Annotated in this window: 24 protein-coding genes; 15 read left to right on the forward strand and 9 right to left on the reverse strand. The window is 40.7% G+C overall.

Annotated elements, in window-relative coordinates:
* Positions 1 to 6: 6 nt before the first annotated feature.
* The 6 genes from PISS_RS13005 to PISS_RS13030 are packed head-to-tail and all read right to left on the reverse strand — an operon-like array spanning position 7 to position 5,475.
* A complete protein-coding gene (locus PISS_RS13005) occupies positions 7 to 1,101 on the reverse strand; it encodes a PQQ-dependent sugar dehydrogenase (protein WP_058155231.1) in 1,095 nt (364 codons plus the stop codon).
* 27 nt (positions 1,102 to 1,128) lie between these two features.
* Positions 1,129 to 3,018, reverse strand: a complete 1,890-nt coding sequence (parE, locus tag PISS_RS13010) for a DNA topoisomerase IV subunit B (protein ID WP_013465836.1) — start codon at positions 3,016 to 3,018, stop codon at positions 1,129 to 1,131.
* 20 nt (positions 3,019 to 3,038) lie between these two features.
* Entirely contained in the window at positions 3,039 to 3,602 is a 564-nt protein-coding gene (locus PISS_RS13015; protein ID WP_058155232.1) for a YqiA/YcfP family alpha/beta fold hydrolase, read from the reverse strand.
* Positions 3,587 to 4,372, reverse strand: coding sequence for a metallophosphoesterase (locus PISS_RS13020; protein ID WP_013465837.1), 786 nt, complete (start codon positions 4,370 to 4,372; stop codon positions 3,587 to 3,589). The genes PISS_RS13015 and PISS_RS13020 overlap by 16 nt, the downstream gene beginning before the upstream one ends.
* Positions 4,359 to 4,817: a DUF1249 domain-containing protein gene (locus PISS_RS13025; protein WP_058155233.1), complete on the reverse strand. Its 459-nt coding sequence runs from the start codon at positions 4,815 to 4,817 to the stop codon at positions 4,359 to 4,361. Before PISS_RS13025 ends, PISS_RS13020 begins: the two co-directional genes overlap by 14 nt.
* A gap of 31 nt (positions 4,818 to 4,848) precedes the next feature.
* Positions 4,849 to 5,475, reverse strand: a complete 627-nt coding sequence (locus tag PISS_RS13030; protein WP_058155234.1) for an NUDIX domain-containing protein — start codon at positions 5,473 to 5,475, stop codon at positions 4,849 to 4,851.
* A 158-nt stretch (positions 5,476 to 5,633) separates the two neighbouring features.
* Here PISS_RS13030 and tolC point away from each other — a divergent pair, with 158 nt between their 5' ends.
* From tolC to PISS_RS13045, 3 genes are all read left to right on the forward strand, one after another.
* A complete protein-coding gene (tolC, locus tag PISS_RS13035) occupies positions 5,634 to 6,992 on the forward strand; it encodes an outer membrane channel protein TolC (protein ID WP_013465840.1) in 1,359 nt (452 codons plus the stop codon).
* A 106-nt stretch (positions 6,993 to 7,098) separates the two neighbouring features.
* Positions 7,099 to 8,022 (forward strand): LpxL/LpxP family Kdo(2)-lipid IV(A) lauroyl/palmitoleoyl acyltransferase, encoded by a 924-nt coding sequence (gene lpxL / locus PISS_RS13040; protein ID WP_013465841.1) that lies wholly within the window; start codon positions 7,099 to 7,101, stop codon positions 8,020 to 8,022.
* Positions 8,023 to 8,059: 37 nt separating this feature from the next.
* On the forward strand, positions 8,060 to 8,632 hold the full coding sequence (locus tag PISS_RS13045) for a toxin co-regulated pilus biosynthesis Q family protein (protein ID WP_016900582.1): 573 nt from the start codon (positions 8,060 to 8,062) through the stop codon (positions 8,630 to 8,632).
* Between the two features lie 64 nt (positions 8,633 to 8,696).
* Here the strand turns inward: PISS_RS13045 and glnE are convergent, their stop codons facing one another.
* Positions 8,697 to 11,492 carry a bifunctional [glutamate--ammonia ligase]-adenylyl-L-tyrosine phosphorylase/[glutamate--ammonia-ligase] adenylyltransferase gene (glnE, locus tag PISS_RS13050; RefSeq protein ID WP_058155235.1) on the reverse strand — a complete coding sequence of 932 codons (2,796 nt, stop codon included), beginning with the start codon at positions 11,490 to 11,492 and terminating at the stop codon, positions 8,697 to 8,699.
* Between the two features lie 78 nt (positions 11,493 to 11,570).
* Here glnE and PISS_RS13055 point away from each other — a divergent pair, with 78 nt between their 5' ends.
* The 6 genes from PISS_RS13055 (at position 11,571) to ruvX (ending at position 15,997) form a co-directional block, all read left to right on the forward strand.
* Complete coding sequence (locus PISS_RS13055; protein WP_058155236.1) at positions 11,571 to 12,464, forward strand: DUF350 domain-containing protein; 894 nt, start codon at positions 11,571 to 11,573, stop codon at positions 12,462 to 12,464.
* Positions 12,465 to 12,541: 77 nt separating this feature from the next.
* Positions 12,542 to 13,015 (forward strand): hypothetical protein, encoded by a 474-nt coding sequence (locus PISS_RS13060; RefSeq protein WP_028835646.1) that lies wholly within the window; start codon positions 12,542 to 12,544, stop codon positions 13,013 to 13,015.
* 70 nt (positions 13,016 to 13,085) lie between these two features.
* Positions 13,086 to 13,820, forward strand: a complete 735-nt coding sequence (rsmE, locus tag PISS_RS13065) for a 16S rRNA (uracil(1498)-N(3))-methyltransferase (RefSeq protein ID WP_028835645.1) — start codon at positions 13,086 to 13,088, stop codon at positions 13,818 to 13,820.
* A gap of 66 nt (positions 13,821 to 13,886) precedes the next feature.
* On the forward strand, positions 13,887 to 14,837 hold the full coding sequence (gene gshB, locus PISS_RS13070; RefSeq protein ID WP_013465847.1) for a glutathione synthase: 951 nt from the start codon (positions 13,887 to 13,889) through the stop codon (positions 14,835 to 14,837).
* A 135-nt stretch (positions 14,838 to 14,972) separates the two neighbouring features.
* Positions 14,973 to 15,530, forward strand: a complete 558-nt coding sequence (locus tag PISS_RS13075) for a YqgE/AlgH family protein (RefSeq protein ID WP_024600819.1) — start codon at positions 14,973 to 14,975, stop codon at positions 15,528 to 15,530.
* Positions 15,531 to 15,547: 17 nt separating this feature from the next.
* Complete coding sequence (gene ruvX / locus PISS_RS13080) at positions 15,548 to 15,997, forward strand: Holliday junction resolvase RuvX (RefSeq protein WP_013465849.1); 450 nt, start codon at positions 15,548 to 15,550, stop codon at positions 15,995 to 15,997.
* 58 nt (positions 15,998 to 16,055) lie between these two features.
* On the opposite strand, the gene PISS_RS13085 is transcribed toward ruvX, so the two are convergent.
* Positions 16,056 to 17,192, reverse strand: coding sequence for a PilT/PilU family type 4a pilus ATPase (locus PISS_RS13085; protein WP_013465850.1), 1,137 nt, complete (start codon positions 17,190 to 17,192; stop codon positions 16,056 to 16,058).
* Between the two features lie 9 nt (positions 17,193 to 17,201).
* A complete protein-coding gene (locus PISS_RS13090; RefSeq protein ID WP_013465851.1) occupies positions 17,202 to 18,242 on the reverse strand; it encodes a type IV pilus twitching motility protein PilT in 1,041 nt (346 codons plus the stop codon).
* A 2-nt stretch (positions 18,243 to 18,244) separates the two neighbouring features.
* Between PISS_RS13090 and PISS_RS13095 the strand changes: the two genes are divergently transcribed.
* The 6 genes from PISS_RS13095 to hemW are packed head-to-tail and all read left to right on the forward strand — an operon-like array spanning position 18,245 to position 22,593.
* Positions 18,245 to 18,958: a YggS family pyridoxal phosphate-dependent enzyme gene (locus PISS_RS13095; RefSeq protein WP_024600821.1), complete on the forward strand. Its 714-nt coding sequence runs from the start codon at positions 18,245 to 18,247 to the stop codon at positions 18,956 to 18,958.
* Between the two features lie 17 nt (positions 18,959 to 18,975).
* Entirely contained in the window at positions 18,976 to 19,797 is an 822-nt protein-coding gene (gene proC, locus PISS_RS13100; protein WP_024600822.1) for a pyrroline-5-carboxylate reductase, read from the forward strand.
* 26 nt (positions 19,798 to 19,823) lie between these two features.
* Entirely contained in the window at positions 19,824 to 20,357 is a 534-nt protein-coding gene (locus PISS_RS13105) for a YggT family protein (protein ID WP_058155237.1), read from the forward strand.
* 57 nt (positions 20,358 to 20,414) lie between these two features.
* A complete protein-coding gene (locus tag PISS_RS13110; protein WP_058155238.1) occupies positions 20,415 to 20,858 on the forward strand; it encodes a DUF4426 domain-containing protein in 444 nt (147 codons plus the stop codon).
* A 2-nt stretch (positions 20,859 to 20,860) separates the two neighbouring features.
* On the forward strand, positions 20,861 to 21,460 hold the full coding sequence (locus PISS_RS13115) for an XTP/dITP diphosphatase (RefSeq protein ID WP_016900586.1): 600 nt from the start codon (positions 20,861 to 20,863) through the stop codon (positions 21,458 to 21,460).
* Positions 21,457 to 22,593 (forward strand): radical SAM family heme chaperone HemW, encoded by a 1,137-nt coding sequence (gene hemW, locus PISS_RS13120; RefSeq protein ID WP_058155239.1) that lies wholly within the window; start codon positions 21,457 to 21,459, stop codon positions 22,591 to 22,593. The genes PISS_RS13115 and hemW overlap by 4 nt, the downstream gene beginning before the upstream one ends.
* The last annotated feature ends 29 nt before the right edge of the window (positions 22,594 to 22,622 follow it).

Below are 22,622 nucleotides of genomic sequence, written 5' to 3' on the forward strand. Positions count from 1 at the left end.
GCTTACCTAGTTTTTCTTATAGCTTACGCGGTAAATTACGTTTGCGTAATCATCGCTTACCAATAGACTGCCATCATTTAATTGTGCAAATGCAACAGGGCGTCCAAATGTCGTTTCGTCTTGCATAAAGCCGGTGATCAGTGGCGTATACTTTGTTACCTTGGCATTTTCTATAGTTGCCACTGCCACTTTATAACCGACCTTTTTAGAGCGGTTCCATGAACCGTGCTCAGCTACAAATAACTGTTGTTTATAGCTATCAGGGAACTGCTTGCCGGTATAAAAATGAATACCTAATGGCGCAACATGCGCACCTAATGCCAATGCAGGTTGAGTGTAGTCAGCAATGTTTTTGCCTTCACCAAACTCCGGATCAACAATAACGCCGCCATGCACGTATGGAAAACCAAAATGTTCTTCTTCTTTAGTGATGCGGTTTAGCTCATCGGGTGGAATATCATCCCCCATCATGTCGCGGCCATTATCGCTAAACCATAGCATTTGCGTGCTAGGGTGAAAGTCAAAGCCTACAGTATTGCGCACACCTTTGGCTAAAGTGGTTATTTCTTTGGTGTCGGTGTTTAACGAAAAAATACGACCAAACCGAGGATCTTCTTCGCAAATATTACAGGGAACACCCACCGGAATAATCAGCTCGCCGTTTGGCGCAAAGCGTAAAAACTTCCAGCCATGGTGGCGCTCTGACGGTAAATCGCTATAAAACACTTCATACTCAGGGTTTTTGAGGTGCTTATCGATATTTTTAAAACGAATAATACGGTGCACTTCACCGACATATAAGTCACCGTCTTTAATCGCTAAACCCGAGGGCATATTCAGTCCCTCTGCAATCACTATTTTTTTATCTGCAACGCCGTCGCTGTTATGATCAATCAATGCATACACATTACCCGCATTACGCGAACCTGCATACACTATACCTCGGCTTGATACTGCAATTTGCCGAGCATTTTCAACATCATCAGCAAATAAGCTTATTTCAAACCCTGGGGCAGCCGTCAGCTTGTCGAGAATATTTTTCGCCATCACTGGCGATGACATAAAGCCGACTAACAACAGTGTGCTAAATAGTCTTTTCATTTGCCTCTCCTGTAGCCCAAAGGCTTATTAAACTTGTGCTTTGTTACCGTGATCTTCAAGCCATTGGCGGCGATCTGATGAACGCTTTTTAGCAAGTAACATATCCATCATTTCCATTGTTTGTTCTTCTTCATCAAGTGTTAGCTGCACTAAACGACGGGTATTTGGATCCATGGTTGTTTCACGCAATTGTAGCGGGTTCATTTCACCCAAGCCTTTAAAGCGTTGCACGTTTACCTTACCGCGTTTTTTCTCTGCTTCTATACGCGCTAAAATTCCGGTTTTTTCATCTTCATCAAGCGCGTAATAAACATCTTTACCAATATCAATTCTAAACAGCGGTGGCATAGCAACATACACATGCCCAGTTTTTACCAATTGTGGGAAGTGGCGCACAAATAAGGCACACAATAAAGTGGCAATGTGCAGTCCATCCGAGTCAGCATCCGCTAATATACATATTTTATTGTAACGCAGCCCTGATAAATCACTTGAATCGGGGTCAATACCCAATGCCACTGAAATATCATGCACTTCTTGAGAGGCCAAAATTTGCCCTGATTCTACTTCCCAAGTATTTAAAATTTTACCTCTTAGTGGCATGATTGCTTGGAACTCACGATCTCGCGCTTGTTTAGCTGAGCCACCCGCTGAATCACCCTCTACTAAAAACAATTCCGTGCGGTCATTATCAGCAGCACTACAATCGGTCAGTTTGCCTGGTAATGCAGGGCCTGAAGTAACACGTTTACGAACTACTTTTTTAGCCGCGCGTAAGCGACGCTGTGCATTTGAAATACACAATTCAGAAAGTAACTCTGCAGTGTCAGTGTGCTCATTTAGCCATAAGCTAAAAGCATCTTTTACGACACCCGATACAAACGCAGCACATGAACGTGATGAGAGTTTTTCTTTGGTTTGCCCTGCAAATTGTGGGTCTTGCATTTTTACCGACAATACATAACTACAACGTTCCCAAATATCATCTGGGGTGAGCTTTACACCACGTGGTAATAAGTTTCTAAATTCACAAAATTCACGCATCGCCTCTAAAAGCCCTTGGCGCAGGCCATTTACGTGGGTGCCACCTTGTGCGGTAGGAATTAAGTTTACATAACTTTCGGCTGTTGACTCACCGCCTTCAGGCATCCATACAACGGCCCAATCAGCGCCTTCAATAGAACTTGAAAACTCACCTACAAATGGGTCTTTAGGCAGTATTTCATAGCCTTTAACTGCTTCTACTAAATAATCTTTTAAGCCGGTTTCATAAAACCACTCTTGGGTTTCTTTCGTTTGTTTATTTACAAACTTAATACGCAAACCTGGGCATAGTACCGCTTTGGCTTTTAATAAATGGTTAAGCTTAGTCAGTGAAAAGTTAGCAGAATCAAAATAGCTGGTATCTGGCCAAAAGCGCACGGTAGTACCGGTATTGCGTTTACCCACTGAGCCAATAACATTTAAATCTTCAACTTTATCGCCATGCTCAAAAGCCATTCTAAATTGCTGTGCGTCACGGCGAACCGTTACTTCCACACGGGTAGATAGCGCATTAACGACCGAGATACCTACCCCATGCAAACCACCAGAGAACTGGTAATTTTTATTTGAAAACTTACCACCTGCGTGTAATTTGGTGAATATTAGTTCAACCCCAGGAATACCTTCTTCAGGGTGAATATCTATCGGCATCCCCCGACCATCATCGCTCACTTCAAGTGAGTTATCTTCATGCAAAATGACATCAATACGCGTCGCATGCCCGGCCATTGCTTCATCAACACTGTTATCAATAACCTCTTGGCCTAAATGATTGGGGCGCGATGTGTCTGTATACATGCCTGGGCGGCGTTTTACCGGCTCTAATCCATTAAGTACTTCAATGGCTTCGGCGTTATAATTTTGTTGAGTCATAGTTTTTATCTTTATATACGCTAATATCTGATTTTAAGAAAATCGACAATGCTTGAAAAAGCTCGCTCAAAGCCATTAAAGCTATGATCGCCGCCAAATTCAATTAACTGTTTACATTGTGAGTAATACTTTATTGCGTGCTGAAAATTTAACACTTCATCCCCTGTTTGCTGTAATAAATACAACAGTTCAGGGTGTTTTAACTCTGTCACCGTTAATGCTTTTAACGCATCTATATGACGAGATTGTAATTGGTAATTATAATCTTGATACGGATTATAATTAGGCCCAAGTATAGGCTCTAATAATGTATATGGGGCAACGGCAGGATTAATTACCACCGCAGGAATTTGATAACGCTGCGATAAATACGTGGCAAAAAAACCACCTAACGAGCTGCCCAATAATACGGTATTCGGTGTTAATAGTTGTTCAAGCGCTACAATCGCCTCTATAGGTTCATGATTTAAGCGTGGCACACAATAATCAACATCATAGTGTGCCATAAGCTCACCAAAGCGCACAGCTTTATATGATTTTTCAGAGCTATTAAAACCGTGAATATAGATTACTCGTTTAACCATACCACGTCCGTGCGTATATGCACCTTTTGTTGCTCAGCATTTAAGTGCAGCATACGATAAGCCGCCCCTTTATCTTCTTGCTGCCAAGTAGCACTGTGCTTTGTAAACTGCACGGAACTGGCCGGTGTCGCGTAAATATCAAGCTCTCTAAATTGCTGTTGGTAGTCATTGTGAACATGCCCATGAAACAGCGCATCAACGCGGCCATTATTAACTAATAAATTTAATAGCTGCGGCCCATTTTCTAGCATGTGTTTATCTAGGTAGCCATTAATAGGCAGTGGGTTGTGATGACAAAATGCAATATGACGATTATCTGAATCGACTAAACACGCCATAATTTCCTCTAAATGCGAGGGCGTCACCCACCCAGCAGGGGTATTTCCTTTAGAATTAATTAATATCAGTTCAAACCCTTGCGCCACAATATGTTTAGCGCGTTGTATTTGCCCGCCACTAATTAAATTGAGCTGATCAATTTCATCATGATTACCAGGAACCCAAAATACGGGGCAATCAAGGTCACTATTATGAATCAGTTCAGCAAATAATAAATAGGAATTAAAGCTGTGATCTTGGGTTAAATCGCCACCAAATATCAAGGCATCAGGCTGCTGTTTTGCTATATCTGTAAGTGCCCTAGTAAAATGTTCTGCGGTGTTAACCCCAAAATACTCGCCCTGCTTATCGCTAAAAAGGTGACAATCCGTTATATGGGCTATACGAAGCTGGGCTTGCTCAAAATAATACGTATCATCAAACCAAGCCATTATTTACATCCCAATTAAGTGTTGATTGACCTCGCTCTACACAGGCAACCAACCAATCATATAAAAAAGCATTCAACTGATACTTTTCATCTTTTTGATGCATCTTAGGATTAGGGTAGCCATAGGAAGGTTTGATTCGTTGGTGGTAATCATGATGGACAATTTCGGCTACTTTAGCATCATTATATAAGCGCACTGTTAAATACAAAGGCGAAATACCACTTACCATTCCTGATAATTGTTTAATAGATACATCAAGGGTGTACTTGGCAATGTCATCTATGTTGATGGCAAATTCACTGTGGCCCAGTTTGATTTCTCTAACACTGCCAATCGCTCGTTCACGAGGTAGTAATTTTAAAAGGCGTACGTAATTATGCTCACAAAGTGTTAAATACTTTGGAAGGCTTTGAATGTATCGATTAGTCGTTAAAAGTGCTGTCAAAATACCGCCATTACTATTAAAAAATTAAAAACTATGCCCACTTCTTACGTATTCTGTCGCGATTTAGTGCTAACCATTGCAAGCAAATTACGGTAGCAGCATTATCTATTTCACCACTATTAAGTCGCTGTAGTGCTTCGTCTAAGTGCATAATATGGGTTTTAATATCTTCACCTTCGGTGTCTAATCCATAAATGCCAGCACTGATTTGGCTTAAATCGGCGTGAGCTAAATATAAATATAAACGCTCTGTAGTACCGCCGGGGCTTGAAAGGTAAGACAACATAAACTCAAGTTCTGTTAAATTAAGTCCCGCTTCTTCAAACGCTTCTTTTTTAACAACCGACTCGTAATCTTCACTGCCATCGGTCATGCCCGCTATACATTCTAACAGCCAAGGCGTGTGTTTGCTTTTAATTGCGCCAATTCGAATTTGTTCAATTAGCAACACTTGCTCAGTCACTGGGTCATAAGGTAATACTGCGACCGCATCTCCGCGTTCAAGAATTTCTCGACGAATTACCTCAGACTCTCCACCCGCAAATAAGGCATGCTTAAATTGATAAAGGTTTATTTTAAAAAAACCATCATACAAATTTTCAATTGGTTTTAATCTCACATCGTCATGGGTAAATTTAATACGACTTTTATTCGCCATCTATTCTTTCCTTTTTGAGGGTGCAAATACATCAACGTCATTTAGGTATATATTCTGTTACACTTGAGAACGCTGTTTTACTAATTTTTTTTTTAGTTATTAGTTAAAACAGGTTAACATGCTACTTGTACAAAAATTGTCTAAGGACCGAACATCACATGAAAAAGAACATCCTTGCTGCACTGGTTAGTTTATCATGCGCATTGGGCTCAACCGTAGCCAATGCAGAAGATTTACTTCAAGTTTTTGAAATCGCAACAGCCAACGATCCTACCGTTTTAAAAGCAAAAGCCCAAGCTGATGCACAATCATACCAAAGCGATCGCGCTATGAGCGCATTATTACCGCAAATTGGTTTAAGCATGAGTTATGAAAAAAGTGACTCGACCTCTTTTCAAAGCGTAGGCGATTTATCAAACCAAGTTAAAGTCGAAAGTGAAACGGACCAATTCAGACGTGGTATTAGCTTAAGCCAAACGCTATTTGATTTGGGCGCGTGGAATTCACTCGGCATTGCTGACAAACAAGCACTGCAAGCTAGTGGCCAGTACGATTTTGCTAAACAAGATTTAATAGTACGTGTGGCTGAAGGCTATTTTAACGTATTAAGCGCTATTGATAACCTTGAATTTGTACAAGCTGAAAAACGTGCCATTGAGCGCCAACTTGAACAAACTAAACAACGTTACGCTGTAGGTTTAACGGCTATTACCGATGTACATGAAGCACAAGCACAATTTGATAACTCAGTAGCGCAAGAAATCATTGCTAATAATGCGGTAGAAACAGCCCGTGAGCAACTACGTGAGATCACCGGAAAATACCATGCAAAGCTAGATATGTTAAACACCGAAACGTTTTCTACTGTTAAGCCAAGTACACCTGCAACTGATTTAGTTAAAATAGCGAAAGACAAAAACTTAAATCTGCAAGTATCAAAAATAACGGTTGATATCGCTAAAGAGCAAATTGAACTTGCTAAAGCAGGGCATTATCCAAAACTAACTTTAAATGCTAGTTACGGCGACTCATTAACAGATAGCGAGTTAAATGGCGCTAGTTTTGACGACCAGCCTCGTTCAGATTCAACATCTGTTGGACTTAACTTTAGCGTACCACTTTACTCTGGTGGCGCAACGGTTGCTGCAACAGATCAAGCACGTGCATTTTACGTTGCTGCGAGCCAAGATTTTGAAACGGATTATCGCGCAGTAACTCGCTCTGTTATTACTTCTTATAACCAAGTGGTATCTGATATTGCGACCTATAAAGCGCTTGAACAAGCGGTTATTTCAGCACAAAGTGCACTAAAAGCCACTGAAGCGGGTTTTGAAGTGGGTACACGTACCATTGTTGATGTGCTTGTCAGTACGCAAAACTTGTACAACGCAAAGCGTAATCTTGCTGATGTGCGTTATCGCTATGTTGTGTCAACGCTTCGTCTAAAACAAGCAACAGGCACATTAAGCCGCGAAGACTTAGTGGGTATAAACCAAGGGTTAAATACCGTTAACTAAACACACGACTTCATTATAAATAATTACTAAAGCCAGCTTTTTGCTGGCTTTTTGTATTTTTGAGCGCATAGCGTTAAACTAGCCTTTTATTTTTAGAGAAATTTTTGTGGTCAACTCATCCCCTTTTAAAGCCTCTTTTTTAGGTCCTCGTTATTGGCTAACTTGGATTGGTGTCTTATTTTTATATCTCATTTCATGGTTACCGCAAAAAATACAATTAGCTATGGGTAAGCAGCTAGGACGCTTGGTTCATAAATATATGAAGCGCAGAAGGCATATTGCTGAAGTTAATATTAAACACTGTTTCCCCACGATGAGCGAAGCCGAGCAACAACAGCTGGTACTTAAAAATATGGAAAATACCGGTATTGCTATGGTTGAAACCGGTATGGCTTGGTGGTGGCCACAATGGCGGGTCAAAAAAGTACTCGGGTCAATAAAAGGGCTTGAGCACTTTGAGCGCGTACAACAATCAGGAAAAGGCGTTTTATTACTTGTTCCACATATACTTCACCTTGAAATGACAAGTCGTGTAATGGGTTTGAAGTGCCAAGGTATTGGCTTTTACCGCCCACATAATAATCCGCTTATGGAATACTTTACTACCAATGGGCGTCTTCGCTCTAATGAATACATGGTTGGAAAAAAAGACGTAAAAGGATTATTAAAATCATTAAAAAATAAAAAACTGTGTTATTACTTACCCGATCAGGATTATGGCCGTAACCGCTGTGAGTTTGTGCCTTTTTACGCAGTACCCGATACAGCAACCACCACTGGTACACTAATGTTTGCAGGTAGTAAAAACTGCGAAACAATGAGCTTAATTGCTTATAGGGATAACAACGGAAAGTACCACTTAGAAATCGTGCCTGAGCTTGAAAACTTCCCGAGCGGCGATAATAAAGCCGATGTAACACGTGTTAATCAGCGCATGGAACAATCAATAAATGCCGCCCCTGAACAATATATGTGGTTGCATAGACGCTTTAAAACACGACCCGATAAAGACGCCCCCTCTTTTTATTAAAGATGGGTTATTAAAATAACAAAGATGAGTAACAGCCATGTGGTTTTGGATTAGATATATACTTTTAGCTTTATTGTTAATTGGTGCAGCTATTTACTTTCTACTAAATGGTTCGTCGTCACTTAATTATCAACAAACCACTAACGCTGCGGCTGAAGGGTTATCGCGGTTTTATGCATCAATCCGAGATAGAATTTCTGTCAATAAAGACAATGACAAATTTGTCATTGAACTCGAAAAACCCGATCTTAGCCTCGACAGAGCGCTAAACCAACGCTCTTTTGTAGTAGAGCCTATGCCTTTAAATTGGAGTGGAGAAGTAGGCCCGCGTCGCTTTCAACGTGACTCAACCTTGCGTACTGTACTGACCCAATATGCTAATAACGAAGGTATTACTTTAATGTGGTACTTAGACAAAGATTACGTAATAAAAGATCACTTTCGTATAGATAGCAGTTTTAACTCCGCTTTATACCGCGTTAGCCGCTCTATTAATGATGACTTTTCAAATGAAGTGTATGCGTTTTTCTGCCCTAAACAACGTGCAGCGGTGATTACCGAGCTACCGTCTGAATTTGTACGCTCAAACTGTTTAAAGCTAAGCAATTAACTACATTCGGTTTAATTTTGTTGATATGCGCTCAAATATTGCTGAGCGCATAACATTAAATTGCTCAATCTAGCCCAAATATTGCCTTCCAAACCGTGCTAACATTATTGATATTTTCACTAAACTCTTCGCGTTTAACGCAGCGACCTTGCTGGTCTAAGCTCAACACATGATAGCGTGAGCGATAGTCTATATACGCTTGAATAAGCTGCTTTTTTTGAATATCGCTGATACAGCCAATTTTAGCCGCGTCCGTTAAAATTCTCACATTGTCAGAATTATCGCATAAGTGGGTAAACTCATGGGCATGTTTTAATACCAAGTATTGCGTTATAAACTCAATATCGGTCATGGCACCCACATCTTGTTTTAAGTCAAATTGCTGCGCATTGCCTTTAGCCAAATGGCCACGCATTTTTTCGCGCATTTTAATCACGTCTGCTTTTAAAGTATCTTCATCACGTTGTTGGCACAATATCTCGGCGCGAATTTGTGCAAATCGTGTTACTAATTCAGCTTGACCTAAAATCAGCCTCGCTCTAACCAGCGCTTGGTGCTCCCATGTCCATGCTTGCGTTTGCTGATAATGATTAAAGCTTTCTAGATTAATAGCTAATAGCCCTGATGCACCTTCTGGACGCAGACGAGTATCTAACTCATATAAAATACCTGAGGCGGTACGGGTATTAAATAAATGCATTAATCGTTGTGCGAGTTTTAAATAAAACTGTCTTGAGTCAATCGCTTTATCACCATTAGTGTAGCTTGTACCATCATGGTTATGCACAAAGACTAAATCGAGATCAGAGTCATAACCCACCTCAAAACCGCCAGTTTTACCATACGCAATAACCGCAAACCCCTTGTTTTCATCATCGGTATTAGGTGGCATACCAAAGCGTTTTACGCAGTGGTACCACGCAATATTTACAGCCTGATCGACTATCGCTTCAGCCAATGCTGTTAAGTGATCGCTTACTTTCATTACATCAATAACGCCCGTCGCATCAGCTGCGGCAATGCGTAATTGATGGGTTTGCTTAAACTGACGCAGCGCTTCCATTTGCTGCTCTAAATCGTCATGTTCAATGCGTAAAAAATACTGTCTTATTTCATCTTTATAAGCTGTTAATGGGGTCGGTTTATACAGCACTGCAGGGTCGATAAGCTCATCGAGTAGAATGGGATACAATGAAATATGCTCTCCAATCCACTTGCTATGGCAACAGAGCAAAACTAACTGCTTTAACGTTCCTGGGTTTTCATACAACAGCTCTAAATAAGCGGTGCGCGAAATAATTTTATTTAGTATTTGGCATACCGTTGTAAACGCACTGGCAGTAGCATTAAAGTCGTTTAATTGTTTTAGTAATGCAGGCATTAATTTATCAAGAATATCGCGCCCACGATTGCCTACTTTAGCTTTAGAAAGTCGTTGTTTAAAGTCGTATAATGGTGTTTGCCACTCATCTCTGGGCTCATTTAAAAAGCTAACATCGCCGTGATCCCAAGCACTAATAAACGCCCCTTCACAGGTATCAAGTGGTTCAGTTTCTTCGCCTATAACCTGTGTAAATTCGTTATGTATTTGGCTCATCACATGATCTATTTTAACAAGCGTTGCCGCAAAATCTGCCTGAGCGAGCAACACATTGAGTCGCTGTTGATTGAGCTCATCCTCGGGCAGTGTTTGTGTTTGTTGATCATCAAATATTTGTAGGTATTGCTCTACTTTGCGTAAATATAAGTAATTGCTTTTTAAATCTTTAGCTTCAAGCTCATCAATAACTTGGCTAACTGTTAGCTCTTTTAATGCAATTAGTAAAGATTGCGCTTGTAAGTTGGCCTCTCTGCCGCCTCGCACCATTTGCAAAGCCTGAACAATAAACTCCACTTCGCGAATGCCACCACCACCTAACTTAATATTATTGGTTAAGCGCTTACGACGCACCTCTTGGGCAATCATAAGCTTCATTTTTCTTAGTGACTCAATAACCGAAAAATCAATATAACGGCGATACACAAAAGGCTTTAATAACGTATTAAACTCTTCCCAATAAATGTTAGGCGTGCCAATTAAGCGCCCTTTTAACATCGCGTAACGTTCCCAATCACGCCCTTGCTCTTGGTAATAATCTTCAATCGCGTTAAAGCTCATCACCAATGGGCCACTTTCACCAAATGGTCGCAAACGCATATCTACGCGAAAAACTTGGCCATCGACCGTACATTGATTAAGCGCTGTGATCAGCTTTTGCGCGACCTTGGTATAAAAAACGGATGCCTCTAGTGAGCGACGCCCTCCTTGGGTTTTAACATTGCGAGGATATGCAAAAATAAGGTCAATATCTGACGAGTAATTGAGTTCTTGTCCGCCTAGTTTACCCATTCCTAATACCATTAATGGTAATGGGTTATTGTGCTCATCTAATGGCTCACCATTGGTTTTCGCGACATTTTTATAGGCCCATTGATTAGCACTGTCGATCAGTTTATTAGCAAGTTCACTAATGTATTTAATACTATTTTCAATTGGGTTTTTGCAGCATAAATCTAAAAAAGCCACTTTTAACCAGTATTTTTCTCGGTATTGGCGCAGTAACTTATGGCATTCACTCTCTTCTATTTTAGTTATATCAAGCTGTGCAAAAGGGTCTAAAATTTCTCTATTTTTAATTTCGTGCTCACACAGCAACCAAGACAGTAGCGTAGGTTGAGAGCTTAAACTGCGCCAAGCAAAATCACTTAACGCTAATAACCGCACTATCTGCTGCTGGTTTTTCTGCTCTGGGTACAGCGCTGCAAAGCGTGTTTCACCGAGTTTTTGTAATTCAATAGGAAGCTGCGTGTCGTTACTCATCAATACCCTCTTTTATCTCACCAATAACCATACTAGAATGGTTAAAAACCTATTAAGGTAAATCTATTTAGGAACACCATGTCATATTTGTCATTATCTAACACTAGTTTAGTTGCGATTGCTATTAGTTTTGTGGTTATTTGTATCATCATCATCAGTTTAAGAATTGTTACTCAAATAAAAGCAAAACAAGCACTTAAAGAAGAATTGGCGCAGCATGATAACTTTGCAATGGGGATTAGTTTTGCCTCTGAAATATCTGTTGTTATAGCAACCATGGCGTTTTTATTTGATGAAATTAGTATTAGCACCGCACAATCAAACCCATTAAAAGTGATTTTGTTAATTGTGCTGCTCTTTTCATTTATAAAAATGGGGCATTTAATCCATCGTAAATGGATATTACGCCGCTTTAATGAAGAAGCCGCAATACTAAAGCAAAACGTCTGTGCTGCACTGGTTGACTCGGGGATGCTTATTGCCAATTGTATTTTAGCGCTGGGTTTATATACATGGACACATACTCAGGGGTTTAGTAATTTATTAATTGCTTCAGTAAGCTTTTTTGTGTTGCAAGGCATGTTTGCTTTGGACAGTAAAATACGTGAATACCGCTTTGCTAAAGCAAATCAAGGCGCCTCATTGCAAAGTAATTTTGGCTTAGAAAATACCTCTATTGGTATTCGCTATGCGGGTAAGTCAATTGGATTAGCACTTGCGGCGTATGCTGGTTTATCTAGTGCGGCCTTTCAAAATGGTAAAATGGTGGAAAACTTATTTACCTTGGTAATGCATTGCGGTGTGATGTGGCTGTTACTATACTGTTTAACGTATATTATAAAAATTATTTCAATGCCTAATATCGACACCGCACTTGAAGTCGATCATCAAGATAATATTGGTATTGCGTGTATTGAATTTGCTGTATTTTGTGCTATTGGTTACTTACTTATAAGTATGTTTTCAATTTAGTACCAAACTGGTTAAATTAAGCCGTTACTAAACGTCCCTATTTAATAGTCTGGTAAATTAACAGGGACTTCAGGCATATGGAAATAAAAACAGCGAGCTATCTCTTAATTGATATAGACAATGAGTTTAGTCGTTCATTTATTAAACACTATATAAACTCAAATGATCCAGCTAAAAAAGACATCGTTATTGCCGGAGCTAATACCCAAAAGCTGGTTAAAATGATGTTTGATGAACTCGTTAAAGATTATTGCTATTGCGATATTGAAAACGAAATAAGCATTTCTGAGCTGGCCAGCTACCTACACGAACACCACAATATTCAGGGGGTACTGTTTAACCAAACAGATTACTTGCTCGCCGATGATACACAGCGCTTTATTTATAATTCACTGCATGAAAAACGCTATATGGTTATTCAAACAGATCAAGGGTATGAAATTAAGCCCATAAAAGATGAATGCCATTCAAACCATTTATCGTGTGATACCGACATAGCTCAAACTGCACAAGAGTTAACAGAGCTTTTAACCCCCGAATATGAAAAATAAATAATTGCACCCAAGCCTTTGCTTACTTACCATAGAGAGATATAACTTCTATGTAAAAAAGTGATTTGCCATGCGAGTGCCCCATATTTATCAATCATCACCGATTGCTCTCAACACCCCTTTAAATCTTGACGATGACGCTGCAGGCCATGTAGGTCGTGTGCTACGTATGAAAGTGAGCGAACAGGTTTCTATTTTTAATGGTGAAGGGGGTGAATTTCTCAGTGAAATTATTGAAGTGAGCAAAAAAACCGTGGTTGTTATGCCCCTTGAATTTAATCCTCATGACGTTGAATCGCCATTAAAGATTCATTTAGGCCAGTGTGTATCCCGTGGCGATAAAATGGATTTTACCATTCAAAAGTCGGTTGAATTAGGGATCACTGAAATAACACCTATTTTTAGCCAGCGATGCGGCGTAAAACTCAGTGGCGACCGCCTAGAAAAAAAACACCAGCAATGGCAAAAAATAGCCATTGCTGCTGCAGAGCAGTCTGGGCGCAACTTTGTACCAATCATTAATCCTCCCGTAGATTTAAAACACTGGCTTGAACAGCAAACCGATGCAATTAAATTAACCTTACACCCGCGCGCCGAGCACAGCATTAAAACCATTACTGTTCCTGATGGTGGCGTGCGATTTTTAGTGGGCCCTGAAGGGGGATTTACCGATGATGAAATGGCGCAAACTAAACAACAAGAATTTGTAGATATTCGCTTAGGTCCGCGAGTACTTCGCACAGAAACAGCAGCGTTAACCGTTTTAAGTGCACTGCAATTACAATTTGGCGATTTAGCTAATTGAAATAACTAAAAGCACCCACATATCAAGATTACAGTTGTAAAAAACACATAAATTAAGGCACAGCGCATGGCAATTAAGTTAGGTATTATTTCAGATCCTATTAGTGGATTTAATATTAAAAAAGACACCGGTTTTGCAATGATGATGCAAGCACAAACCCGTGGCTACGAAATTTACTACATGGAAATGGATGATTTATCGCTGCGTCAAGGCAATGCCTACGCCACTGCAGCCAAAGCTCAAGTTTTTGATAACGCTCAAAAGTGGTACCAACTTGAAGAAAAAGAAACCATAGCGCTGGCTGATTTAGACGTTATTTTAATGCGTAAAGATCCGCCTTTTGATACTGAATATATTTACGCAACGTATATTTTAGAGCGTGCAGAACAAGCTGGCACATTAGTGATTAATAAACCACAAAGCTTGCGCGACGCCAATGAAAAACTCTTTACAGCTTGGTTTAGTGAACACACGCCAGATACATTAGTAACACGCAGCCAAAAACAAATTCGTGAGTTTTTAGCCCAGCATAAAGATATTATTTTAAAACCGCTTGATGGCATGGGTGGCGCTTCTATTTTTAGAGTAAAAGCCGATGATGCTAATATAGGCGTAATATGCGAAACTTTAACCGAGCATGGTAGCCGCTTTGCCATGGCGCAAAATTACATCCCAGAGATCACTCAAGGCGATAAGCGCGTATTGGTTGTTGATGGTGAAGTGATTCCTTATTGCTTAGCGCGTATTCCACAAAATGGCGAAACACGCGGTAATTTAGCCGCAGGCGGTCGTGGTGAAGCACGCCCAATTAGCGAATCAGATCTTAAAATTGCAAAGGCGGTCGCCCCTACTTTGAAAGAAAAAGGCTTAATATTTGTAGGTTTAGATATTATTGGTGATAAGTTAACTGAGATTAACGTAACAGCGCCAACCTGCGTAAAAGAAATTGAAGCCGCTTACGATATTTCAATTACTGGCATTTTATTTGACGCCATAGAGAAAAAGCTTAATAAATAAATTATCACTGAATCAGTTCAAAAATATAAAGCGATGACGCTTATCGTGTCATCGCTGAAAACTCGAATAAATTTTTAGTGTTAAAACATGGGACTATGCCATACTCAAGATTCAATAACTAAAAGGGTAAAACTTATGCAGTCATTAGAAAATCACTTTTTAATCGCAATGCCATCAATGCAAGACCCTTTTTTTAAACGTGCCGTCACTTATATTTGTGAACACAACGAAGAAGGCGCTATGGGATTGGTGATCAATCAGCCGATTGATGTCACCGTAGGTGAGTTACTCGACAAAATTGATATTGATAACGATAAATCTCAACATGCCGCGCAAGTGACTGTGTTTGCTGGCGGGCCGGTAAAAACAGACCGTGGCTTTGTGCTACATTCACCTAAACCTGGGTACTCGGCAAGCCAAAAGTTGAGCAGTGATATTATGATCACCACCTCAAAAGATGTGTTAGCCACGTTAACCACAGCCCAAGCACCCGAGCAATTTATTATTACTTTAGGCTACTCCGGTTGGGAACAAGGCCAATTAGAGCAAGAGCTACTTGATAATAGCTGGCTGATCATTAAAGCCGATCCTAAAATAATTTTTGATACTCCAGTAGAAAAACGCTGGGAAATGGCAGTCTCTATGCTTGGTTTTGATGTTAGCCAATTAAGCCCCGAAGCTGGACATGCCTAATAACATAAAAGATACACATGACTAAAAAAACAGTAAAGCCACAAGGTGAGCGCACCGTTATGGGATTTGACTTTGGTACCAAGAGTATTGGTATTGCTATTGGTCAAGAGCTCACAGGCAGCGCCACCAGCTTAAAAGCGGTGAAAGCCCAAGATGGCATTCCTAATTGGGATGACATTGCTGTGCAAGTAAAAGAATGGCAACCCGATTTAATGGTTGTCGGGTTACCGCTAAACATGGATGGCACCTCACAAGAGGTTACCTTTAAAGCTAAAAAGTTTGCTAATCGTTTGCACAACCATTACGGCATTGCAGTTCATACTCAAGATGAACGCTTAACGACTGCAGATGCAAAGGCACGGTTATTTGAACGTGGTGGCTATAAAAATTTAGGTAAAGGTAACGTAGATAATATGTCTGCGGTGATCATTCTAGAGAGTTTTTTTGAAGCCAGTTATGGTGAATAAAGCACTTAACACACATAAAAAAAAGCGCCTAAGGCGCTTTTTTTTATGTGGGTTAAGACTAAGTCATATTGCCTTTGTCATCAAGGCCATCAATGGTCACACCTTGTAAGAAGCCTGCGCCTTGCTGCTCGTTATTACGTAGTTTAATCATCAAGCGTAAGTCATTTGGCGAATCCGCATGATGCAATGCATCGGCATAATTAATACGTTGCTGTCTGTAAAGCTCAAACAGCGCTTGGTCAAAGGTTTGCATGCCCATCTCTGTTGATTTAGCCATGGTTTCTTTAATGCCACCAATATTACCGTTTTTAATTAGCTCACTGACCATTGGCGTATTAAGTAATACCTCAATGGCAGCAACACGCCCTTCCCCATCAGAGGTAGGAATAAGTTGCTGAGCAATGATAGCGCGTAAATTTAATGCTAAGTCATATTTAAGCTTATCGTGCTTTTCTTTTGGTACTAAGTGCATAATGCGGTCAATAGCTTGGTTAGCATTGTTGGCATGCAGGGTGGCAACACATAAATGACCCGTTTCTGCAAAGCTCAACGCATATTCCATGGTTTCTTGCGAACGAATTTCACCAATTAAAATAACATCAGGCGCTTGGCGCAAAGAGCTTTTAAGTGCCGATTCAAAGCTTTCAGTATCTAAACCCACTTCACGTTGGGTAATAATACTTTTTTGATGTTCATGCACAAATTCAATCGGATCTTCTATGGTTAAAATATGCCCACGTTGATTGCGATTTCTATAACCAATAAGTGCCGCCAAAGACGTTGATTTACCGGTTCCCGTACCACCTACAAATAACACGAGTCCGCGCTTTGACATAATCACATCGGTCAATGCAGAAGGTAATCCAAGCTCTTTAACGTCGGGAATCTTAGTGACAATTCGGCGAATAACCATGCCCGCTCTGTCGCGTTGCCAAAAAGCCGAAATACGAAAGCGCCCTTCGCTAGTTGCAATCGCAAAGTTACATTCTTTAGTGTTATGAAACTCTGCTTTTTGTTTTTCACTCATCGCTGATTCAACTAACTCTAGCGCTTGCTCATCTGTTAATTTATCGTCATTAAGAGGAGTTAGCTCGCCGTTAATTTTAGCGCTAATAGGAAGTTGGCTCGATACAAATAAATCAGAGCCTTTTTTGTCGATCATTATTTGTAAAAAGTGATTTAAAGATAAAGTCATAATAATTCCTTAAGCGCTAAACTGCGTCTTATCTTGCGCTTTTGTATACGCCGCTGAGTGAGTGATAATGCCACGGTTAACTAAGCTTGTTAAACATTGATCCATGGTTTGCATGCCTTGCGACGCACCTGTTTGAATTGATGAATACATTTGTGCAATTTTATCTTCACGGATTAAGTTACGAATAGCAGGCGTTGCCAACATAATTTCGTGTGCAGCCACTCGCCCTCCCCCAACTTTTTTTATCAGTGTTTGCGAAATAACTGCACGTAATGACTCAGAGAGCATAGAGCGGATCATATCTTTTTCTTCGCCAGGGAATACATCAATAATACGGTCAATGGTTTTAGGTGCAGAGGTCGTATGCAAAGTACCAAACACCAAGTGACCGGTTTCCGCAGCGGTCATAGCAAGGCGAATAGTTTCTAAATCTCGTAACTCACCCACTAAAATAACATCTGGGTCTTCACGGAGTGCGCTGCGTAGTGCGTTAGAAAAGCTATGTGTATCACGATGAACTTCCCGCTGATTAATTAAGCTGAGTTTATTATCGTGAACAAATTCGATAGGATCTTCAATAGTCAGCACATGATGATGCTTAGTTTGGTTGATGTAATCGACCATCGCCGCAAGCGTGGTCGACTTACCTGAACCTGTAGGGCCCGTGACTAACACTAGGCCTCGTGGGTTATCTGAAATTTGTTTAAATATTTCAGGTGCGCCTAAATCTTCAAGAGTGAGTACGTCACTCGGGATAGTACGAAACACAGCAGCAGGGCCACGATTAGAGTTAAAGGCATTTACACGAAAACGTGCTAAATTAGGGACTTCAAAAGAAAAATCCACTTCGAGATTTTGTTCATAGTCCTTACGCTGGTTATCGTTCATAATGTCATAAACCAGACTGCTGACTTCTTTATCTCCAAGTGCTGGTATATTAATACGTCGCACATCGCCATCAACACGTATCATAGGTGATACCCCTGATGATAAGTGCAAATCTGATGCTTTATGTTGCACACTAAATGCCAATAATTCGGTGATATCCATTTATGACTCCACAACTAACTGATAAATATATGGTTACAATAGCAGAACGACTCACATCCGCCTACGCTAGAATTGCAGAGGCAGCGCACAAAGCACAACGTAATAGTAACGATATTACGTTACTTGCAGTATCTAAAACCAAACCCGCTACTGATATTATGGCAGCTTATGAGCAAGGGCAACGTCAATTTGGTGAATCTTATGTTCAAGAGGCTGTAGATAAAATAGCGCAACTAGACACATTTAGCGATATTGTTTGGCATTTCATTGGCCCTATTCAGTCAAATAAAAGTGCTTTAGTCGCTGCCAATTTTGCTTGGGTGCAAAGTGTAGACAGACTTAAAATAGCCAAGCGATTAAACAGTCAACGCCCTGAGACAATGCCGCCACTAAATGTACTTATTCAAGTGAATATTAGCGAAGAAGAAGCAAAGTCTGGTTGTCACCCCAATGAAATCACTGAGCTGGCGCAATATATAGATCAATGTGCCCATTTACAGTTGCGCGGACTGATGGCTATTCCCGCTAAAAGCGACGATGCAAACACGCAAATTCAATATTTTGAGCAATTACAAACTTGCTTTGATAAACTACAGACCCAATATCCTCATATAGATACGTTGTCGATGGGGATGAGTAACGATGTAGAGGCTGCCATAGCGGCAGGTTCAACCATGGTGAGGATCGGCACAGATATTTTTGGAACACGAACTTAAAAGGTGATAACAGACATATGTCAGATAAAAAAATCGCATTTATAGGCACAGGTAATATGAGCTACGCCATCATTGGTGGCATGGTAAAAAACGGCTTTAACGCAAATAATATTATTGCGACTAACCGCAACCAAGAAAAACTAGCTAAGGTAGCTGCCGACTTTAAGGTGCAAACCACCAGTGACAATAACGAAGCTATGCGCGATGCCGATGTCATTGTTTTGTCTGTTAAACCACAAATGATGGGCGATTTATGCCAATCATTTCAAGATTCAGGTGTCGACTTTAGCGATAAATTATTTATCTCAGTCGCGGCAGGCTTAACCGTTAAGCGCTTACGTGAAATGCTTGGTCAAGATGTAAAAATGGTACGTTGTATGCCAAATACGCCATCATTACTTGGTCGTGGTGTATCTGGCTTATATGGTGCAGGCGAAACCCAAAGCGAGCATGAGTTTGTACAGCAAGTATTTGAATGTACAGGCATTGTTGTATGGGTTGAAAAAGAGTCGCAAATAAACGACGTGATTGCTGTTACCGGCTCTTCACCGGCTTACTTTTTCTTATTTATGGAAGCCATTGAAGAAAAAGCCAAAGCGCTTGGGTTTAGTGATGAAGACGCACGCCGCTTAGTGCAGCAAACCGCCCTTGGCGCAGCTGAAATGGCACTTAGCCAAACTGATATTAGCATTTCACAATTACGTTCAAATGTGACATCAAAAGGCGGTACCACGCATGCAGCCGTTGAGCATTTAAAAGCACAAGGTTTAACTAAAACCGTAGGCGATGCAATGGATGCGTGTATTGCGCGTGCAGTGCAAATGGAACAAGAACTTTAAAACCATTTTTTATTGAAGGTTATACTATGAATGCCATGCAATTTTTAATTAGCACCTTGTTTGATCTATTTTTAATGGTGGTACTACTGCGTTTTTGGCTACAGTGGGCAAAAGCCGACTTTTACAACCCAATGAGCCAATTTGTGGTCAAAGCCACTTCGTTTGCAGTTAACCCGCTGCGAAAAATCATTCCAGGGCTAGGCGGGCTTGATTTAGCCTCTTTGTTGCTGGCATTTATAGTGGCTGCGGCAAAAATAAGTACCCTAATGTGGCTGATTTATAGCTCTTGGGCTATTCAGCCTGTGCTTATACAGGCGCTAATAACTGTTTTAAAAGAAGGTTTAAATTTAGTCTTTTGGGTATTAATCATCCGCGCTATTTTAAGCTGGGTAAGCCAAGGCTATAACCCAATTGAAGCGGTATTCCATCAGCTTACTGAGCCAATGTTAAAGCCTATCCGTAAAGTTTTACCGCCATTAGGGGGGTTAGATTTATCGGTACTGGTACTAATCATCGGCATTCAGTTTTTACAGATGCTGCTAATGGACATTTTAGCTTAAGCATAACGTAATATAAAAGAGGCCTAGCGCCTCTTTTTACATACTCAGGAGTTAACTATGCAACGTTTAATAAAGTTTTGTTTTATTGCTTGTCTCGCTTTAGCATTTAATGCGCACAGCGCACAAGAACAAGGCGCTCAATATAAAGAACTAGGCCCTTGGCAAGTTCATTATATAGCCTTTCCATCAACGTTTATTCAGCCACAAATAGCCAAAACGTACGGCCTGGAACGCAGTGGCTACAAAGGTATTGTTAATATTTCTATCTTAAAAAATGATACTGATAAAACAGCGCAAAAAGCGACATTACAAGGCACCGCTAGAAATTTATTAGGCAATAAACAAAGCCTCAACTTTAAAGAAGTGGTTGAAGGCGACGCTGTTTATTACCTCGCTCAAGTAGATTACACCAACGAAGAAATTTTACGTTTTGAAATTGAAATCCAACAAGGTAACCATTTCCAAACATTAAAGTTTCAGCAAAAATTTTACGTAGATTAAAGATGACCAACACCTTAGTACTTGCAACCGGCAATCCCGGCAAAGTAAATGAGCTGGCTAACATGCTCAGCTCGCTTAATATTAATGTAGTACCACAAAGCGACTTTAACGTGAGCGAAGTGGCCGAAACAGGCACCACGTTTGTAGAAAACGCGATAATTAAGGCGCGTCATGCAGCTAAAATAACTGGATTACCGGCTATTGCTGATGATTCGGGATTAGAAGTTGATAGCTTAAATGGCGCACCCGGCGTTTACTCTGCCCGCTTTGCAGGTAAAGGCGCAAGTGATCAAGATAATATCGATAAATTACTGGCTGATTTAGGCGATAACCCTAACCGCCGTGCTCGTTTTTGGTGTGTATTGGTACTGATGCGTCACGCCGACGACCCTACCCCACTTATTTGCAGTGCTAGCTGGGAGGGCGAAATAACCCTTAGCCAACACGGTGAAGGTGGCTTTGGCTACGATCCTATCTTTTTTGTGCCATCAGAAAATTGCACCAGTGCAGAGCTGACAAAAGCGCAAAAAAATACCCTAAGTCATCGAGGGCAAGCACTTAAAATGTTACTGCAAGAGCTACAACACAAAGGCGGCCTGTGAACCTTCCTCCACTAAGTTTATATGTGCATGTGCCATGGTGCGTGCAAAAATGCCCTTACTGCGACTTTAACAGCCACGGACAAAAAGGTGACATCCCTGAAGCTGAGTATGTACAGCATTTAATCGACGATTTAAAAGCTGATTTACACTTAGTACAAGGGCGTAAAATTCACAGTATTTTTATAGGTGGCGGCACACCAAGCCTATTAACCGGCGCGGCATACACCCGTTTACTCAAGGAAGTAGATAGCCTAATTGGCTTAAGCGATAACTGTGAAATAACCCTTGAAGCAAATCCCGGCACAGTAGAAACTGGCCGTTTCAAAGATTATGTAAAAGCAGGCATTAACCGTATCTCTATCGGCGTGCAAAGCATGCAGGACGATAAGTTAAAAGCCCTAGGTCGAATTCATGGTGCCGATGAAGCCAGTTATGCTGCACAGCAAGCCAGTGAAGCAGGGTTAAATAGCTTTAACCTTGACTTAATGCATGGCTTACCAGGGCAGTCTCTTGATGATGCACTGAGTGATTTAAAACAAATTATAGCGCTCAATCCACCGCATATTTCTTGGTATCAGCTCACCATTGAGCCCAATACGCAATTTGCTTCAAAACCGCCGACTTTGCCACAAGATGAAACCTTATGGGATATTCAAGAGCAAGGCCAAGCATTATTAGCACAAGCTGGCTATCAGCAATATGAAATATCAGGGTATGCAAAACCTGGCTATCAATGCCAACATAACTTAAATTATTGGCGGTTTGGCGATTATCTTGGCATTGGCTGCGGCGCTCATGGTAAGGTTACTGATGCGAAAACGGGGGTGATAACACGCACTGAAAAGGTAAAACACCCTCGGGGCTATATGGATATTATTAAACCCTACTTGTACAAAAGCTGGCAAGTAGAGCAAGACGACTTAGCGTTTGAATTTTTTATGAATCGCTTTCGTTTAATAGAGCCATGCCCTATAAATGATTTTAATGCGCTGACGCAGCAACCACTGCAAAGCCAACAGCATGCACTAGATAAAGCCATTAATGCCGGTTTACTAACAAAAACAGACAGCCACTGGCACGTTACACTCCAAGGGCAACGTTTTTTAAATGATCTACTTGCGTTATTTGTTTAGTGACAATAATAGGTTTCTAACAACAAAAG

Origin of the sequence: Pseudoalteromonas issachenkonii, from assembly GCF_002310795.1 — a bacterium.
In the GTDB taxonomy this organism is placed as follows: Bacteria; Pseudomonadota; Gammaproteobacteria; order Enterobacterales; family Alteromonadaceae; genus Pseudoalteromonas; species Pseudoalteromonas tetraodonis.